At 61.4% G+C, this 18,038-nt stretch carries 17 protein-coding genes and 1 pseudogene; 12 read left to right on the forward strand and 6 right to left on the reverse strand.

Translation table 11 applies throughout. The annotated features are described in order from the left end of the window. The first annotated feature begins 168 nt into the window (after positions 1 to 168). Complete coding sequence (locus BUS42_RS07120; protein ID WP_254053356.1) at positions 169 to 1,335, forward strand: DEAD/DEAH box helicase; 1,167 nt, start codon at positions 169 to 171, stop codon at positions 1,333 to 1,335. A gap of 131 nt (positions 1,336 to 1,466) precedes the next feature. Here the strand turns inward: BUS42_RS07120 and BUS42_RS07125 are convergent, their stop codons facing one another. The 4 genes and pseudogenes from BUS42_RS07125 to BUS42_RS07135 all read right to left on the reverse strand — a co-directional run bounded on the left by BUS42_RS07125 (position 1,467) and on the right by BUS42_RS07135 (position 5,694). After that, complete coding sequence (locus BUS42_RS07125; protein ID WP_254053357.1) at positions 1,467 to 2,822, reverse strand: BatD family protein; 1,356 nt, start codon at positions 2,820 to 2,822, stop codon at positions 1,467 to 1,469. A 38-nt stretch (positions 2,823 to 2,860) separates the two neighbouring features. Beyond that, positions 2,861 to 3,634, reverse strand: a complete 774-nt coding sequence (locus BUS42_RS44845; protein WP_254053358.1) for a tetratricopeptide repeat protein — start codon at positions 3,632 to 3,634, stop codon at positions 2,861 to 2,863. A 362-nt stretch (positions 3,635 to 3,996) separates the two neighbouring features. Further along, a pseudogene (locus BUS42_RS46180) lies at positions 3,997 to 4,599 on the reverse strand (vWA domain-containing protein); the annotation flags it as partial. A 99-nt stretch (positions 4,600 to 4,698) separates the two neighbouring features. After that, a complete protein-coding gene (locus BUS42_RS07135) occupies positions 4,699 to 5,694 on the reverse strand; it encodes a VWA domain-containing protein (RefSeq protein ID WP_074306326.1) in 996 nt (331 codons plus the stop codon). 2 nt (positions 5,695 to 5,696) lie between these two features. Between BUS42_RS07135 and BUS42_RS07140 the strand changes: the two genes are divergently transcribed. The 6 genes from BUS42_RS07140 (at position 5,697) to BUS42_RS07165 (ending at position 10,784) form a co-directional block, all read left to right on the forward strand. Then, positions 5,697 to 6,038 carry a hypothetical protein gene (locus BUS42_RS07140; RefSeq protein WP_074306327.1) on the forward strand — a complete coding sequence of 114 codons (342 nt, stop codon included), beginning with the start codon at positions 5,697 to 5,699 and terminating at the stop codon, positions 6,036 to 6,038. Between the two features lie 212 nt (positions 6,039 to 6,250). Beyond that, a complete protein-coding gene (locus BUS42_RS07145; RefSeq protein WP_015248761.1) occupies positions 6,251 to 6,460 on the forward strand; it encodes a hypothetical protein in 210 nt (69 codons plus the stop codon). 184 nt (positions 6,461 to 6,644) lie between these two features. Next, positions 6,645 to 7,016: a hypothetical protein gene (locus BUS42_RS07150; RefSeq protein ID WP_074310789.1), complete on the forward strand. Its 372-nt coding sequence runs from the start codon at positions 6,645 to 6,647 to the stop codon at positions 7,014 to 7,016. Between the two features lie 328 nt (positions 7,017 to 7,344). After that, a complete protein-coding gene (locus BUS42_RS07155; RefSeq protein WP_074310791.1) occupies positions 7,345 to 7,878 on the forward strand; it encodes an RNA polymerase sigma factor in 534 nt (177 codons plus the stop codon). Positions 7,879 to 8,010: 132 nt separating this feature from the next. Further along, the gene (locus BUS42_RS07160; RefSeq protein ID WP_074306328.1) at positions 8,011 to 8,697 is read left to right on the forward strand and encodes an anti-sigma factor; all 687 of its coding nucleotides are present in this window, start codon (positions 8,011 to 8,013) and stop codon (positions 8,695 to 8,697) included. A 299-nt stretch (positions 8,698 to 8,996) separates the two neighbouring features. Then, entirely contained in the window at positions 8,997 to 10,784 is a 1,788-nt protein-coding gene (locus tag BUS42_RS07165; RefSeq protein ID WP_074306329.1) for a hypothetical protein, read from the forward strand. 54 nt (positions 10,785 to 10,838) lie between these two features. On the opposite strand, the gene BUS42_RS07170 is transcribed toward BUS42_RS07165, so the two are convergent. Both BUS42_RS07170 and BUS42_RS07175 read right to left on the reverse strand, forming a co-directional pair. Continuing rightward, positions 10,839 to 11,354 (reverse strand): peptide chain release factor-like protein, encoded by a 516-nt coding sequence (locus tag BUS42_RS07170; RefSeq protein ID WP_074306330.1) that lies wholly within the window; start codon positions 11,352 to 11,354, stop codon positions 10,839 to 10,841. Further along, positions 11,351 to 11,839 carry a GNAT family N-acetyltransferase gene (locus BUS42_RS07175; protein WP_074306331.1) on the reverse strand — a complete coding sequence of 163 codons (489 nt, stop codon included), beginning with the start codon at positions 11,837 to 11,839 and terminating at the stop codon, positions 11,351 to 11,353. Before BUS42_RS07175 ends, BUS42_RS07170 begins: the two co-directional genes overlap by 4 nt. Before the next feature lie 471 nt (positions 11,840 to 12,310). Here BUS42_RS07175 and BUS42_RS07180 point away from each other — a divergent pair, with 471 nt between their 5' ends. From BUS42_RS07180 to BUS42_RS46360, 5 genes are all read left to right on the forward strand, one after another. Further along, positions 12,311 to 12,535: a hypothetical protein gene (locus tag BUS42_RS07180; RefSeq protein ID WP_074306332.1), complete on the forward strand. Its 225-nt coding sequence runs from the start codon at positions 12,311 to 12,313 to the stop codon at positions 12,533 to 12,535. Positions 12,536 to 12,735: 200 nt separating this feature from the next. After that, positions 12,736 to 13,761, forward strand: a complete 1,026-nt coding sequence (locus BUS42_RS07185) for a lysylphosphatidylglycerol synthase transmembrane domain-containing protein (protein ID WP_074306333.1) — start codon at positions 12,736 to 12,738, stop codon at positions 13,759 to 13,761. Next, positions 13,758 to 14,729 carry a glycosyltransferase family 2 protein gene (locus tag BUS42_RS07190; RefSeq protein WP_074306334.1) on the forward strand — a complete coding sequence of 324 codons (972 nt, stop codon included), beginning with the start codon at positions 13,758 to 13,760 and terminating at the stop codon, positions 14,727 to 14,729. The genes BUS42_RS07185 and BUS42_RS07190 overlap by 4 nt, the downstream gene beginning before the upstream one ends. Beyond that, on the forward strand, positions 14,726 to 16,261 hold the full coding sequence (locus BUS42_RS07195; RefSeq protein WP_074306335.1) for a hypothetical protein: 1,536 nt from the start codon (positions 14,726 to 14,728) through the stop codon (positions 16,259 to 16,261). The genes BUS42_RS07190 and BUS42_RS07195 overlap by 4 nt, the downstream gene beginning before the upstream one ends. A 1,675-nt stretch (positions 16,262 to 17,936) precedes the next feature. Beyond that, entirely contained in the window at positions 17,937 to 18,017 is an 81-nt protein-coding gene (locus tag BUS42_RS46360) for a potassium-transporting ATPase subunit F (RefSeq protein ID WP_410001698.1), read from the forward strand. The last annotated feature ends 21 nt before the right edge of the window (positions 18,018 to 18,038 follow it).

The following is an 18,038-nucleotide window of genomic DNA, read 5'->3' on the forward strand; positions in this document are numbered from 1 at the left end:
TTAGGGTGGATAGCGTCTAATGGAGTAGACCATCACGAACTCCGTGATGACGTATCGGAGGTCCATTATGGTTTTTGGGAGGTTTGTTTGATTCAACGTGCAGTTGAGGAGTCCATTCCCGGGTTTCAATCGATGGGGCTCAGCGCCCCGATGTTACGGGCCTTAAAAATGGTCCGTTATCATACTCCGTCGCCGATTCAGGCGGAATTGATACCTGAGGCCCTCGAAGGTCGCGACGTGATCGGCCAGGCCAAGACGGGCACTGGCAAAACCGCGGCATTCGGCATCCCGCTCATTGAGATGCTCGAAGCCCGCGGCAAGGGTCCCCAGGGGATTATCCTGGCGCCGACTCGCGAACTCGTCCAGCAGATCGTTGCCGAGTTGCAAACGCTCGCCGACGGTCAAGATGTTGTCATCTGTGGGATCTATGGCGGCGAGCCGATCGAAAAGCAGCTTCGCGCCTTACAGCGCGGCGTTGACCTGATCGTGGGAACTCCCGGCCGAGTGCTCGATCACATCGAGCGACGTACGCTCAACTTGGGCGAGATCTACCACGTCGTTCTCGATGAAGCGGACCGGATGCTAGATATTGGCTTCCGCCCCGACATCGAGCGAATCCTTCGCAAGGTCCCGAACCCGCATCAGACCTTGCTCCTGTCGGCGACCATCAGTCCTGATATTCGTAAACTTGCTCAGCGGTACATGTTTGAACCGGTCGAGCTCAACCTGTCACGGGATGAACCCTCGGTCGAGTCGATCAAACAGTACTACGTCACCGTCGAGCACGAACGGAAGTTCGACCTGCTCATTCATCTCCTCCAGCGCGACCGACCGCGTCAGTGCATCGTCTTCACCAGGACGAAGCGCGGGGCGGAACGACTCGCCGACCGTCTCCGCGGCCGGATCCCCGGGGTGGCAACCATTCATGGCGACCTCGCTCAGACCGTCCGTAATCGAGTGATGCTCGGTTTCCGCAACGGGACGATCCCCGTCCTTGTCGCGACCGACGTTGTGGGACGCGGTATCGATGTCAATGACATCAGCCACGTCATTAACTTCGATGTTCCTGACGATGCCGAAAACTATGTCCATCGGATCGGCCGTACGGGCCGGATGGGTAAAGACGGCCTCGCTTATATGTTCGTCTGCCCCGATCAGGGCGAGCCCCTGACCGCGATTGAGAATCTGATCAACAAGACGATCCCGACACTTCCTCTCGACGGGTTCGAAGCCTACCGGCGGCAGCCCAAACGGGAAACCGCTTTCAAAGAGATCTACAGCACCGCGGCGACCCGCTCTCCCTACGGTGCCGTGAGCTCTCGCAATAACGTCTGAGATGAAACGAACTGAGTTGAGATGAGATGAACGGCCGGACACGAAATCATGTCCGGATCAATGCTTCTGATTGCGTCTGCGTAAGTTGCCTTTGTCGGGATCTTGGAGAGGCAGTCTTTGACGGCCGAAACTCAAGGGTTTGCGGTCTCAGCTGCCTCTCTCGGTTTTTCGAACACCCGGCTTTCCGCCCCGTTCCCACCCTCCGCTCCACCTCGAGTTTGACCGAGAGCGTCGAACAGACGCTTCGCCTCTTCAAGTAATGCCGTGGTGGATGGCCCTTCGATCGCATATTGCGCCTGATCGCAGTGCGCGATGAGTCGTTCCGCGCGCGAGCCGAGTTCGTCGCTCCCCGTAGCCGAGGCGATCCCTTGGCGTGCTTCACCGGGCGTCAAGACGCCGCGTGGTCGCGAACAGGCGACGAACAGATACTCGCCCAGTCCTTCCGTGAGCCGCCGACCGGTCTCGGACGCCGTCAACGATCCGTCGAGGTCCCGCAGGAGCTGGGCCAGGTGGCGGAACGCAGCGTGCCGCGACCTCCGGAGTCGGTTGGAGCGTCTCAGGCCCAACCAAGTCCCCACGCTGGTAATAAGGACGAGCCCTCCAACCGTAGCCGCGACAAAGTTTCTCGGCCAGGTTGTATCCGACAGGGGCATCGGCACATATTTCAAGGTCGAGGGATCAAAACGGCGAACATCGACGACGCGCACGGCAACACTCGGCGAGACCTTCGTCATGTACCTCCGGAGCGTCGGGTCGAACGCGGTGATCGCCACGGGGGGGATGACGAGCTGCCCGGCGCGAGTCGGTCGGAGGCGATAGCGAAAGACCCGGGATGGAGGTTCGGCCACGGCCTCGACAGGTTCGGGCTCGATTCTCAAGCCAGGCGAAAGCTCGGGGTGTCGGCCGATTGCGGGCGGTTGAGTCATCCCCAGCGCCGCGGGTCCGGTCACGCGGATCCGGAAATCCAACACCTGACCGATTGGGATGCTCGAAGGACTGACTTCGGCCGTTACCTCGAAGGGTCCAACCCCTCCGAGAAATGAGTCCGGCCGACCCGACTGGGGAACATTTTCAATGGGTACGCTGATGGGTTCGCTCTTACCCATCCGGTCTCCCAGTCGAACCGATATCGCGGGGATCTTGAGCACTCCGGCGCGGCGGGGAACAACCCGGTATCGCGAGATGAACTGGTTCCTCTCAAACACGAGACTGCCGATCCCGCTGGAGCTCACCTGTTTTAAATCCGTCCCGAGTGGAGTGACATCAGCGTCCACGATCTTGGGGGGGATCACCGTGGGCCGTTCTCCCTGGGCAATCACGCTGACTTGCAGAGTGATCGATTGCCTCACGTAGTAGGGCGCTCGGGAAAGCTGAGCCCGGACGCGGAGCGGCTGGGATGGCTCCCCTCGAGCCATTCCGCAAAGCGATCCCACCAGGACAAAAAGCCGAACCACCCGCCGTTTTTGAGGTAAGCGAGACCAGGACACCGGGACCAACTCCTTGGCATGTTTAGCGACGATCCCCATCACCAGTCCATTCGTTGATCATCGATGGGGGGAAGCGTTTCATCGGGTCTTCGGTCGCGGGCCTCCCGGATGTTTTTCAGAGCGGTGTTAAGCCGTCCTTCGGGCGAGCCCGCACTCGGGGGTGATGTGCCAGTTCCTCCAGGGCTTTGCTTCCCTGACGGGCGGCGCGGCCCGGGTTGACTGCCATCGGCCGGGTTCGGGTTATCGGCCTCGGATTGGTCCCGCGTTTGAGCTTCTCCCCCGTCGGGCTTGGACGATTGGGGACGTTTGGCATCCGAGGTTTGATCGTCATTGGAATCCGAGGGATTCGAGGGCGGTTTGGCTTGCTCCTCGGCATACTGTCGGTTGACCGCGGCATCGAGCCGGATGGCGTTCATCACTCTTCCGCGCGCCGTTGATGCCAGGCAATCATCGTAGTGACCGAGCGCGGCGGTCAGATCGCCCAAGGCGAGCGCCGTATTGCCCAAGGCATAGTCGATTTTGGTCCTGAGTGCGGCATCCGCCCGTTCACGAGCTTCACGGTACCGCACGATCGCGTCGGAATAGCGCTGGAGGCGATACAAGGCCGCGGCGGCGTTATACCGAGGCACGGCCGCACGAGGGTCGAGCGCGATCGCACGTTCAAATGCAGTGAGCGCCTCGCCATACTGGCCCGCGGCATACGCGGAACGGCCGTGCGCGATCCGAGCGGCGGCCGAATCGCGGTCCCCCCCGCGCCCAGCAGAGGAGCGAGAAGTCCAAGGAGGAGGATCCAACGCCGTGACCGGAGCCATCGCCCTCGGCTCGGCCACGATCCCCAGAGACCCAACACCAGGGCGGTTGCGACGAAGATCGGAAACCGCTCACTCTTTTCCGAAGGACGAATCGCGTCCCGCTTCTGGCGGGCGACCGGGGCAATTCGGTTTTGAAAGAGCGGACCAAGGTCGACCGCCGCCAGTCCGAGCGGAAGGAACGCCCCCCCCGTCTCATGCGCGAGTGACTCGAACGCCCGGTCTTCACGCTTGGAGAGGACCGGCGAACCGCGATAGGTCAGGGAGGCCGACCCGCGGCCGGACGGGACCGCGTGCCCTTGCGCCGGGTCGCCGATGGCAATCGAGTGAACGACGATCCCGGCCAGGCGCAAATCCTCAAGGGAAGCGGTCCAGGTTCCCGCGTGATCCTCACCGTCGGAGAAAAGGATGATCGTCCTCCCTTCGGCACGTTCCTGGTCTCCGAACGCGTCGATGGCCACTTCAAGACCCGCGCCCAGATCGGTGCCGCCCGGTTGAACATCGCCCGGTCGAAGTTCCCGGAGTGACTCTGCGGCCGCTCCGAGGTTCTCGGTCAGGGGACAACGAAGCCGACCGCGCCCGGCGAAGGCCACCACCGCGGCGCGGTTGCCAGGGTCTTCACCGAGTGCCTGGATCAGGCTTTCGGCCGTTTCAATCGCCACGCCCAGCCGGTTGGGCACGGCATCCTCGGCCCCCATGCTTCGGCTCGTATCCACCAAAAAGACGATGTCGTGCCCTGGAGAGAGCGGCGGAATCGCCCCCCGCCCCCACCTCGGCTGCGCAACCGCCAGAATGAGGCAGAAGATCGCCGCGAGCCAGCCCAGGGAACCGTCACGCCGGAGCCGGCTGCCTTGACCCAACAACACCCAGTCCCGTCTCCGCCGAAGCAATCCTCGCACCACCCAGGCGAAGAGTAGTGGAAGCGCGACAAGGAGCCAGAGCGACTGAGGTTGAGCGAAGACTTCCATGAATTGGTGAATCGCGGGGGGAAAAGGGTTCGATTACTGAAGACATGAATCGTGAACTTGTTTAAAAAACGATGCTTAGTATCGCTTGCTCGACTTCGGTCAGGGGAGCCGCCGCCATCGTCCGGAGGAGAGCAGCCGGTCGATCGCCAGGAGCGCGAGCGCCGCGATGACCCAGGGTCGGTACTCCTCACGATAACGGGTTCGGATCTCACCTTGAACAGGGCTTTTTTCCAGGACATCGATCGTCTGAAATACGTGGGCAAGTTCGCGTGCGTTGGCCGCTTCGAACGCACGGCCGCCGCCCAGCTTCGCCAGTCGCCTCAGAAGCACGTAGTCGGGAGCATCCACCTCCGCGATCAGGTCGAGCTTCGTGACCGGCTCGGGCTCGCGGACGATGCCGCCGGGCTGACCGACCGCGATCGTATGCAGCGTGATTCCGAGCTCCCGCGCCAGCCGGGCGGCGGCCTCGGGATTGAGCGGGCGGGGGACGGCCGGACTGTTCTGGCCATCGGTCAGCAGGATCAGCACTTTTCTCCGCTGCGGGGCAGCGTGCAGGTCCTCGAGCGCCAACGCGATCGCATCGCCGATATTCGTCCCCTGGTCCCCCGGCAGCGCGGGCCGAATGCTCCGGGCACTTTCGAGCAGGAAGGCGTGATCCGGGGTCAGGGGCGACACGCGGTCGGGATAGTTCGCAAACACGACGAGGCCAATCAGGTCGTCCGGCCGGCCATCCACGAACCGGGCAAAGGTCCGTTTCGCCGCCTCGAGTCGGGTGATCCGCGACCCGCCCTCGTCGGCCTCTTCCGTTGTCATGCTCGGACTGTGGTCGAGCACCGCCATGATCGCCACCCCTTGGCCGGCGATTCGCGTGCGGCCACCCACCGTCTGGGGGCGGGCTAAGGCCACCACCATGCAAACGATTGCCATCGCGCGAAGCAGGATCGGAATGCCGCCCATCGCGGCCGTGGCGATTCTCCCGCCGCGTGGAAAGCCCCCCAACGTGGGCCAGGTGATCCTCGGCCTGGACCTCACCAAGAGCCATGGGAGCGGTGCCAGCACGAGGAGCACCAACCAGCCAGGCTCCGCGAGACGCATTGATGGACGACTCCGCTCAGAAGATCTTCGATCCCGCGTCTCTTTCGACCCAGGCACACGCCTACGATCTTAATACGAAGTGCTCGGGTTGCCATGGTTCACTCCTGCCCGACACTGATTTCGAACCGCTGCACGGCGGTTCCCAAACGTGCGGCTCGTCGGGGGTGATTCTCATGCAGCCGGGCGACTGGGAGTCGCCTTGGGAAGTTAAACATGGGGAAATCACGGCGAAGAAACTGAGGCGAATTCAAGTTGGTCCGACGTTACCCGCCAGGGTGGTCCGCCTCGAATTCAAGGAACACGTTAAAGTCGCGGGCGGGGGTGTGTTGGCATTCGCTTCGTGAACCGTGTGAATTTGTTGGCGCGGTGTCGAACCGCGAAGGGGCGAATTCGCTTGCCGAGGGGAGGGCTTGCGCGCTAGTGTCTACAGAGGTGTGCCCTGAGGGACGCGATCTCCGCGGAGAATCGGCTCCGGGTTGCACTGAGCGGGACGAGGGCCAACCGTAACGGGCCTCGGTGGGATCGATCCTCGACTTGAAAGTAGGAGTCACTCTCTGTGGCTGAACCAACGAACGCAGGCGGCGATCTTCAGCAAAAATACCGGCAATTTCTCGACCTGTTACCGTTAACGATCTCCCTGGCGGGACTGCCGGTGAGTGAAGGGCGGCTTTTCAGCGAAGAACAGATCGAAGCACGGGCCATCACGGTTCGGGCGGCCTACCGGGTGGCTCGTACGACCGCCAAGGAATGCCTGAGCGGGTCGTAAGAACGATGCCGGTCGAACTCGAGGGGACCGGAGCGATTCGGGAGCAAGGCGCTGTTCGATTGCGATTGAGAAGCCGATAAGAATCGCGTGGTGAGAGGGGCCGCCGCGAGGAACATTGACCTCCGGCCGCTCGTCACGCCTCTGAACGGCATTCCACTCGCGAAAGGCCCTCCTCGAGATGACGATGAAGATGCAACCCGACGGTGGCGGACCGCGCAAGCTTCGTGCCGCGATCATTGGCTTCGGGCTCGATTCTCAAGATAACGAGCAACGACTGAGCACCGGCGAGACCTGCCTGCTAGTCGGGGGTTCGGCCGAGACTCATGCTGAAATGCTCGAGACCATCTTGCGACTTGAATCCGAACTCGATCGCCTCGGTCAGGACCTTGCCGACGTCACACCGAACGAGCTGGCCGACATCGCCTGGAGAATCGACTCCCCGGAACTGCATGACATTGCAGTGAGACTCAAGACGGGTCTCCGAAGCTCGGGGCGGGCGTTCCACGATCATACGGCAGAAGAGTTGACGAACCTCTCCGCGCCGATCGATCTCTGAATTTCTCCAGTGCGATTCCGAAGCTCCTACCGCCAATGGCGGTTGCGACGACTCGTCGCAACCGCCATCGGCGGTTTCTTTCGTCCATCCTCCTGCGCAAAGGTCCCAAAGTTTCGGATCTCCTCACCGGCCGCGATCGCCCCCCAGTGCCCCAGCGAAGTCTCCTAACCACGTCGAAAACAGGAGGCTTGAGAAGCGACCGGGTTTGACCACAAAATAATAGTGGCCGGTCGTCAACGAATTCTGAAACGGGAGACCCCGTGTTGGGGTATCCCAGGTTGAAGGTGTGGGTGTGGTCGCCCGCGTCGCGGGCGAAGGCGTGAGGCTGATGGATGACCGTGCGTTGATCGAGGCGCTCCGCTCCGGCGATTCGCAGGCTCCCTGCCTTCTGATCGAACGGTTCCAGGGGGTAGTCTTTGGCCTCTGCCTTCGCATGATGGGCCATCGGCACGACGCCGAGGACGTCATGCAAGAAACATTCGTCCGGGCACTTCGGGGAATCGCCGGCTTCGACGCTGAACGGCCGGTTCGTCCCTGGTTACTTGGGATCGCGGCGAACCGGTGCCGAACCGCATTAGGCCACCGTGCCCGAAGGCCTGGATTGACCGAGTCCGCCGAAGATCGGATCGATCATCGACCTGGCTTGGCCGACCCCGATGACCTCGCGGGAGAACTCGAGCGCGCTCTGGCCTTGCTCCGTCCTGAATATCGAATGGTCTTCGCTCTGTTTCACGAACAAAATCTGGCGTATGAAGAGATCGCCGAGGCGGTCGACCGACCGATTGGAACCGTCAAAACGTGGCTCCATCGCGCCCGGGCCGAATTGGCCGAGCACCTGACTCGTCGTGGAGTTCACTGCTAAGCAACGTTTCAACAAACGTCAAGCCGAGTCAGTTTGAGGATTCGTGGTGGTCGGGTTTGCGGTTTTTTTCAGTTGGCTCCCCGCAGCGAGCCATTCAGGTGGGTGCAAAGTTTGCGTTGAGGGCAGAACCTGATGCAATGTTCTGATTTTGAACGACAATTAAATGAGCAGTTCGATGCGCGTGACTCGGCATCTCCCGATCTCGATCGCGCACTCGAGGCGCACGCGGCCGGCTGCGCCACCTGCCAGCTTACGGCCTCGCGCTACCAGATGTTGCGGCAGGTGCTCCAAACCGTGGCGCGTCCGCCCGCACCGCCGGTCGACTTCCTCCCGCATTTTCTTGAGTCCCAGGGGCTCAATCCCAAGCGGACACCACGAAGGTTTACAAGCCGACACGTGATGGTACCGCTCGCCATGGCGGCCTCACTTTTTTGGATCGTCTTCTTGGGGTGGCCGTCGCTGCCTGAGACGCCGGCACCACTCGTCGAAAACCAAGTCGAACCCGCACCCATTCCAAACGACGATCCCCCGTTGCTGACCGATGCGCTGGCGTCCGCGGGGTCGGCCACCTGGAATTTTGCGATTGAGAGCTCGGAACCGGCCGCTCGAATCGGCCGAGAATTTCTCGATGCGGCCTCGTTTCGAGAAACGGCCCCTGGGGCTCTCGCTCTCACGCTTCCAAACTCACCTCCTCCGACCGAGGTCCTGGAGTCGGTGGGGGATCGAGTCAACGCGCAGGTTCGCCCGTTTTCGGGGACCGCCCGGCACGCATTCGGGTTCCTCCTGGGCCCGTCCGCTACCGCCTCGAACGGCGGCTAGGCGAAACGAACAAAACTGTTCCCACCGATCATCCCTAGTCGATACCGAACCAACCAAGATTTCGCTGCAAACCGCTGGTTTTTGCAGGCAGACAACAGCCTCCCACCCCACGATGACAAACGACGGATTGGGCGATTGCCTGGCTCTAATTGTTGCGATCGGTTCTTTTTATCGACCTTCGAACGAACTTTCCTCCTGGCGATAATCCGGGCCCGTTTTAACGAACAAAGCGAACGCACTCGTCACTCGAGCGTGACGAGCCAGCGAATTGACACTCATCGATCGTGGGAGTGGAAACGATGCGAAGCCAGGTGGCCAAGCGACTTCTCATCCTCTCGCTGGCACTCGCCGCAGCCGTGACCTCCCAAGGTGCCGGACTCGCGGAGCCGCTCTTACGGCTGACGCCACCTGATGCCGGGGTCACGCTCGCGATCGAGGACCTTCGTGGGCATACTCAGGAGTACCGCGCATCACCACTGGCGGGTCGGCTGGCTCGGCTCCCCTTTGTCCGTTCCTGGATGGATTCTCCGCGCGTCGCTTCGTTTCGAGAGGCCAGGCGACAGATCGAAACCGTCCTGGGCGCCTCGTTGGAAAACCTTCGTGACGACCTGTTCGGAGACGCGATTGTTCTCACCTTACGAGTTCCGCCTCAAGGGCGGCAAGAGGAAGCGCGTGGGATGCTCCTGGTTCGCGTTCGCGATCGAAAGCTGCTCGACCGGCTGATCGACGGAATCAACGACTCCCAGAAGAAAAAAGGCGAATTGCTCCGGATCGAGGAACGGACCCGGAACGGGGTCACTTATCGGGTCCGCGAATTTGCCCCTCGAACCAAGCGGCCGTCGGAGTATTACACCACCCTCGCCGACCAGAGCTTTGCCTGGTCGAACTCCGAGGAGATGGTGCAGGGCGTGATCGAGCGGAGCCAGGGGACGGAGTCGGGACTCAGCGACGTCCCCAGCTTTCGTCAAGTGCGCGAACGGCTTCCCAAGCGGTCGCTGGTCAGCCTGTTCATCAACCCTCGGTTCCTCGAAGCGCAAATCGCCGCCGCGCCGAAACCCTCGGAAGAACGACTGGCCTTGATGCTCGGTCATTACCTCAAGGCCCTCGAATACATGGGGGCAGCGATCGAGTGGCGGGGAACCAGCTCGACCTCAACCCCCGATCTAGGTGTGGGTATCATCCTCCACACCGAGGAAGTGATCGATTCCGATAAGCTCAGTTCCTGGATGAAGCACTGGGCGGCTCGTCCCGGAATGGATCCCGTATTGGATCGGGTTCCCAGCGCGGCGCTCGCGGTAGCCTCGGCCCATTTCGACTTCGAGGCGATCGAGGAAGTCATCCGCTCAATGACCCCTTCCTCCGGACAGCGTAAGCTCGACAACCTCCTGCTGGGTTTGAGCGGGCTGTTGTTAGGACGTGACTTGCGAGCGGAAATTCTTCCCAAGCTCGGGCCGGGCGTGCTTGCCTACGTCGAAGCGAACCCAGGTTCAGGACAAAGCGGCGGTCTCTCCTACGTGCTGTCGGTCGACCTGAAAGCGGAACCCGGCAAGCCTGAGGTCGCCGACGCACTTGAGAATGGCTTACGGACGTTCTTGGCCCTCTACGCACTCGACGCGAAGCACGGCAATGGACAACTCGAACTCGAGTCGCGCGAGATCATTCCAAAGGTGGCGGTGACGAACCTCCGGCCGACTTCGCCGTTCGCGTTTGCCGTCGGCCAGGGTCGACTCGTCATCGGAGTGACCGCCGAGGCGGTTACACGTGCGATCCAGCCCCAGGCGGCCACCCACCGGAATCTTTCCCAGCTCAGGGCCGCCTACTTTTCCCAGGCTGAGACCTTTCTCTGCGTCGATCTGGAAAAAGTCAGGGCATTCGCCGAGGCTCACCGCGCAGCGATCGCTCGAAACCTGGCGTCAAGAAACAAGAAGCCGGTCGAGGAGGCCGAGCGTGACCTCGAGCTGGCTCTCGGACTGATGGGTGAATTCCGCCACCTGTTCGTGACCAGCGCGATCGCCCCCGACGCCCGCTCCGCACATCGAATGCTCGGCCTGATCGCGCCGCCCAAGCCCTCCGCAACCCTTCCTTAGGCGCGCTCCTCGGTCGCAACCTTTTTTTCCTTTGCGACCCTTTCCATCAGCGCTTTAGCGCAGCAAGTGAAGTCCCGCAAGGCGTCGGTGAGCGTTGACCAACTCGAGTGCGCGAGGCTCGCTCTTGAGAAACCTCGTCAATTGAGAAGGCGTGCATCCGAGAGCCTCGGCGGCGAGCTTCACATCCATCTTCTGGGCGGCGAGCACGTCGAGGGTTTCCGCGAGGATCGATGGGAAATCCTCATGTTCAAGGCTCACCGCAATCCTTCCCGCACGGCAGCGTGATTGCCAGAGTGGGCTCGGGCTTGCGTCTGGGTCGACCGGGAGGCGGACCTCGAGGGCGAGGTTGACGCGGAGCCGGAAGTAGGCGGCTCGTAAATTCTCACCCTGAGTTCGCCGCTCGCTGGCCTCGGCACCGATGCCGGTCGGGCGATGGAGGAGCACGATCGTCGTCTCCACCTTATTTCGATTCTGTCCTCCCGGGCCCGACCGTCGGGTGCGCTTGGTTTCGCACTGGGAGGCAAGTTGGGTAACGTCCAACGAGGCCGGATGGACCCGGTTCGCGCTCATCCTTCGATCCTGCGTGGTTTGAATCGTTTGCAGTACACGACCAGGTCATCTCCGTCCGCATAGAAATCGGCCAGGACGCCGGCCTGGACGTAACCATGCTTCAAGTAGAAGCGGCGCGTCGACTCATAGTGGGGAAGCGAAGACGTCTCAATCAGGAGAAGTCGTGCCTCTTGCCGGCGGATGTCTGCTTCGACCCAGGCGAGCAACTCCGAGCCAATCCCCCTCGCCTGTCGGCCCTTTTCAACCGCGATCCAGTAGAGGTACCAGCCCTGGTCCGTCATGGATGCGGGAGCATAGTAGGCGAAACCAACAGTCCGGTTGTCCTGGCTGTAAGCAATGCACCGGTGTCCATTTTCTCGTTCTTTGACATGATAATCATTTAATACCTCGCTCAATGCAACAAGCTCGTGCGGCTTGAAAACGTGCGTCGCTTGCGCCAGGCCGATCAGGACGGATGTGTCCTCGGGTTCCGCATCGCGAATCATGGAGGCCACTCCGGAAGTGTCGGTTCGCGTTGGATTCGCCGAAACCATTCGAGTCGGCGGGGAAGAGCGGATACGTCCACTTGAGTCAGTGTACGAACGAGAAGGGGCGCGGGATACAGGGCCCTGGTCACGTCGAATTGAAGTTCCCTCCCGAATTCTTATGGTTGTCGGGCCTTCGGTTGTGTATAAAGAGGGGTACGCTTCTCAATCTCTCGACCGCAATCTCCCCAATCGCTTCTCCGTGATTGAGAAATGGGCTGATCGTCCTTGCAAAACGCAAGACGCTTCGTCGCTCAGGTCAACCCGGCGCGGATCGCCGGGGTGAGCTGAGAGCTAATCAGTTCAGGAGGGTTATCCGGGTTCACCGAAGCCGGGAATTCCGGGTAGGTCGTTGCCGACGGCAAGGATGTCGAAGATTGCTTCAGGAGTTGCCGTGCCTATGACCTTATGAAAACCTTAGGAGTGAAGACGATGACATTCTTCGAGTCCGAACGGGCCACCTATCACGCCAACTACGAGGCTCTCTTGGCCCATGAGGGAAAGTTCGTCGCGATCAAGGGCGAGACGATCGCAGGGGTGCGGCAAACCTACGACCAGGTTGTCGAGCTGGGCTATGAGCGGTTCGGCCCTGTTCCTTTCCTTGTGAAGCGAATCAGGCTCGAGGATGACACGCCATCGTTCTTCATCAGACCTTGATGAATCGACTCGCTCGGGTTTGAGGCGGAAAACGAGGGGAGTCGTCGGGGGCACAACGGCCTCTGATCGACACCCGCGTCCAGGGACGAGTTCGTCGCGCTCTTGTCAATGTCTCGGCCGACCGCTACCTTGGGCCTGGCGTTGAGCGTCCATCCCACGCGACGACCATTGGCAAGTCTCATTCCGCCTGTCATTCCACGATGATCAAACCGCCCAGCCGGCCCTCGATTCTCGCGACAACAACCCGTCAGCGATTCGATGCAATCACCAGGCTGGGAAAGAAGCGATCGACGAAGCTCGCTCTTAAAACCCTCCTGGGGCTCGTCGTCCTCTGGACGGTCGGTCGGCATGTGCGCCTGACCTGGATCCGGCTCCACGAACGAGGCGGAGAATTGCGGGTCGAACCCGCCTGGATCGTCGCCTCGATGGGGTTATACCTCGCCGGCCTGACCCTGTTCGGCGTCTTCTTCGACAGGATCATGAAATCCAGTCCCACCCCGGTTCGTCTCGGTCCGGCGGTGCGTGCTTACCTCATCAGCCACCTGGGCAAGTATGTGCCGGGCAAGGCGTTGGTGGTCGTCATGCGGGTCGGACTGATGACGCCGTATGGAGCGCGGGCGGCAACCGCCGCGTTCGCGACTCTGTATGAAACTCTGGTCATGATGGCCGGAGGCGCGATGGTCGCCACGTTGGGATTTCTCGTGGTGCCCCTCGAGTGGTGGCCGGTCTTGATTGGGGCGTCGCTCTCGGTCGCACTTCTGGTCGTGGTCGACCCCAAGGTTTTTCCTCGGATCTCCGCACTGGTGAGCGTGCCGTTCAAAGGAGTCGGTCCCGACGCCCTTCCCCGGTTCTCGCGCCGGCTTCTGGCTGAGGGCCTGCTCTATGCGGTTGGCGGCTGGATCTTGCTCGGGTTCAGCCAGATCGCCGTCATTTGCGCGGTGACACCCGCCGGCGTGCCCGCCATCCAGTGGCCCTTGGTCATCGGCAGCGTGGCCCTGGCGACGGTGGCGGGATTTGCGGTCGCCATCCTACCGGGGGGGCTTGGTGTCCGCGAGGGGATCTTGATGGCCACACTTCAGCCCGCCCTGGGAGCCGACACGGCGGTTGTCGCCGCGCTGGCGCTGCGGTTGACCTGGTTGATTGGCGAGTTGCTGGTTGCGGCGGTCCTCTCCCTCATTCGCCCGCGCCTTCCCGTGGTTACCCAGACCGAGGTTCCCGTTTCATGATCAGCTTCGTCGTGCCGGTCCATAACGAAGGCGAGAGTCTGGTGACGCTTCACGAGGAGCTAAGCCGGGTCGTGGATTCCCAGGCGCTCGGCGACGTCGAGTTCCTGTTCATTGACGACGGAAGCGGGGATGACACCTGGGACGTGATCCTCAAGCTGGCGGGAGCCGACCCTCGGGTCCACGCCATCCGATTCCGACGGAACTTCGGCAAGGCCGCCGCGCTGACCGCCGGCTTCGAGTCCGCGCTGGGCGAAATCGTGTTCACGCTCGACGGTGACCTCCAGGACGACCCGGCCGAAATCCCTCGCTTTCTCGAAAAGCTCGACCAGGGCCTGGATGTCGTCAGCGGCTGGAAGCGGCGTCGCTACGATCCGTGGCACAAGGTAGGGCCCAGCCGCATTTTCAACGCGATGGTCAGCTCACTAACCGGCTGCCGGCTGCACGACCACAACTGCGGTTTCAAGGTGTATCGGAGACAGGTTCTCGCCGAGGTCGGGATCTACGGCGAACTGCACCGATTCGTCCCTGTCCTGGCCCACGCGCGCGGGTTTCGCGTGGGGGAGATCGAGGTCCACCATCGGCCGCGTCAGTTCGGCTCATCCAAGTACGGTGTGACGCGGATGCTCAAGGGGTTGCTCGACTTGCTGACCGTGCGGTTCCTCACCCGGTTCAGCCAGCGTCCGCTCCACGTCCTGGGCGGGATGGGTATGGTCCTCCTCCTTCTGGGCGGGATCGGGCTTGTCTACCTCGCCTTTGTCTGGCTGATCGGAGACGGCCCGATCGGTCACCGCCCCCTTCTCGTTTATGCGAGCACCTTGGTGGGTGTGGGATCGCAGTTCTTCTGCCTGGGGATCCTGGCCGAGTTGGTCACCTCGTACAGTATCCGGGCTGAGGACACGTTTAGCATTTCTGATCGAATTAGCCCGCGCACCGGCCCCAGTGCCGAGAAAACCGAGGGACCGCGATGAGGACGGCTGAGTTCGGGGACGAAATGGAAACGACGCCGGTTCGCTCTCAGGCCCGTCAGTTCGTGGCCCTGATCGTGATCACGGTCGCCACTGCCCAGGCGCTTGGCCTCGCGCTGAAATCGCCGACCCAGCTCGGGGCCAACGACATCTCGCGCTGGTCGACCGTCTGGAGCCTGCTCGAGCGGGGGACTTACGCGATCGATGACTGTCCCTGGCAGGACAAGACCCAGGACAAAGTCCTTAAGCCGAACAAGCTCGCCAAGCCGGGAGCGACCAGCTCGTGGCTCAACCGCGTGGAGTATGCCATCGCCCCGCGATCGTGGAAGGTGGGGGAATCGGTCGATCACTTCTATTCGAGCAAGCCGCCGCTCCTCCCGACCATGATGGCCGGTTTACTCTACCCGGTACGGCATGCGCTGGGGGTGCCGCTCGACAAGGTCATCGAACAGCAACGCCGGCCACGCTGGGTCGAAAAAGTAGTTGAGGGACCGCCACGCAAGGTCGAGCACGTGCTGGAAACCCCCAAGGAGACGGTCAAGTGGCCGGTCTACGTCTTCTATTTCAAGCCGCTGATTGTGCTTTTGAATGTCGTGCCGCTCTGGATCTTTCTCGTCCTCTACGCTCGGCTGCTTGACCGTTATGCGCCGAACGATTGGGCGTGGTATCTCTGTCTTTTCGGAGGCGCCTGGGGATCGTTTCTGTTCGCCTTCGATCAGACCCTGAACAACCACACGATCGCCGCCTCGAGCGCCTTTTTCGCGATCTACGCGCTGATCCGGATCATGGAGGAAGAGGAACCGTCAGCCAACTGGTTCGCGGCGGCCGGCTTCTTCGCCGCCTTCACGGCCTGCAACGAACTGCCCGCCGCGCTGTTCGGGATCATGCTGTTCCTGATGCTTCTGCTGCGCCATCCTCGCCGCACCTTGTTCGTCTTCCTTCCGATGGCCCTGATCCCTTGCATCGCCTTTTTGGTGACGCAGTATCTCGCCTTCGGCCAGTTCAAGCCGGTCTATGAGGAATTTGGGACGAAGAGCTACCAGTATGAAGGAAGCTACTGGAACACGCCGCTCGAGATGGATTGGTTCAACACCCACCCCGAATCGTATTCGGTCTATCTGCTCCATATGACGTTTGGGCATCACGGAGTTTTTTCGCTGACTCCGCTCTTTCTGTTTTCGGCACTGGGCATGTTCCGTTCGCTCTGGACCCGTAGCTCGCTTCGCTCCCTTGCCTGGCTGACCCTGGTGCTGACGATCTCGCTGTTCGCCGTCTACCTCTTCAATCCGAAGGCGCGAAACTACGGCGGCTCAACTCAGGGCTTGCGCTGGCTGTTCTGGCTGATTCCGTTCTGGCTCGTGTTCCTGCCCAAGGGCGTCGAGGGGGGACAAGAGCGACGCTGGGTCCGCGTACTTTCACTGGCAGCGCTCCTGCTCTCGGTCTTCTCCGTCGGCTATGCCATCCGGGCTCCTTGGAGCCATCCCTGGATCCTTGATGCGCTTGAGCACCTGAACATGTATTCGCTCCAGCGGTAGTTTGACCAAATTGAGCCGCACGCGCAACGTGCGTCGATTGCGTGCCCCTGGGACCGCAATCGTCGCACGTTGTGGATTTGATAAGGGGCCCGATGGTGCCGACCATTCGTTCCTGGGGACGCACACCCCCTTGGAACACTCTCAGACGCTGTGGCTGCATGCGCTAGCGATCGGTGAACCACTCTCACCCGTTGGTCTCGGTTTTCATGGATTTCATGATGGGCGACCGCGGGGAAGCAAAGGCCGCTCGATGACACGGGTTGGGTCCAATCCGTGGCGCGAGGGCCGGCCCATCATTCAATCGCAAGGAAGATCCGATGCACCTGCTTCGTCCAGCCTGATCGCAAGGGCAGGCGCGTTGGATCTGAAACAAGCGTCGACCCGACGCGGAACCCTGTTGCATCCTTGCGCGGGGTTGTCTATCCTGGACCTACTGCACTCTCAGTGTCATGACACTAAGTGTGGGAAGGGCGAGTGGGTGGGGTCGTGCGAGGTTCCCACTCGCCCCTTGGCGGTTGGTCGCATCAGCACCAGTCTGATGTGGCCGTCACCATGAGGATGGTTCGTTGGTGATCAGGCGGTATGGGAAGGGCGAGTGGGAGGGGTCGTGCGAGGCTACCCACCCGCCCCTTGGCGGTTGGTCGCATCAGCACCAGTCTGATGTGGCCGTCGCCATGAGGGTGGTTCGTTGATTGATTTCGCATAATCAATAGCTGCAGATTTCACCGGAAAACCATGTCTTGTGATGATAGGCGACTCCCAGTCGCTGTCATTTTCAAAGTCGGAAGAGTGAATCGCAAACGCAATGCCAGAGTGCTGAGTCACTTGCGGGCTGACGTTTGCTCCAGGCCGTAAAGGCTATTCCCAGATCGGTTTACAATCTCTCTAGTGGATTCGCGAAGCCGCGAATCGATCAGGTGGTTGCACGCGCGGACGCTCCGCTCACTCGCCTTCGCGACCACTTTGTGGGCACCTCGGGCCTATCCATCGCGCACGTCCGAATCTTGCCCGTGACGCCCTCGCTCGCAAAGCAGGCACCGCGAGGGGTGTGGCGCACTCGCGCCTTTCGCCGGGCCGAAGTGGCCACACGATTTCTCCCCCTGACCTTTTCGGAACGGCCCAGACCTCAATGGCCCGCGTTCCAACGCGTGGGTTGGCAAGCCCAACGGTGAATGCGACCGCCTCCGCGTCCCCAAGCAAAGTCGGTTGAGTACGAGTGGCCGCGCCGCATCGATGGCCATTTGTGCTTCGAGTTCCCGTGACGAGGCCGCCGACGGGGAACGTCGATCGTGCGACTCTCTGTCTCGCGCTCGAGACACATCGTGCAGATTGCCTGAGCCGAGCCTGCAAGATGCACGGTTCCCATCCCGGAGATTCCGCGACAGACCTCCCGTCAATTCGCCATAAAACGTTTCTTCTAATCAAGATAAAAAAACCTCAGATCCAACGGACCGCCATTTGCTTAGTTCTCGAGATGTGACGTCCCCCCGGCGACGGCTCGCTTACGGACAAGGGGGGACGCAGACGCACACAGTGTCGTGACGACGAACCCTTGAGATGAGGAAATCCATGGCCTTTGCCACGTTCGCGCTGGGGATGGCAATCTTCGCCTTGTTCTTTGGTTTGGTCGCAGCCTGCGACCGGCTTTGACCCCAACGAATTCGGAGATTGATCCGTGCTCTACCTGACCGCACTTCTGACCGTGATGGCGTTGGTGTACCTCGTGTTCGCCATGCTCCGGCCCGAATCTTTCTGATTCCGCATTCACGATCGGAGA

The organism is Singulisphaera sp. GP187, from assembly GCF_900129635.1.
Classification (GTDB): domain Bacteria; phylum Planctomycetota; class Planctomycetia; order Isosphaerales; family Isosphaeraceae; genus Singulisphaera.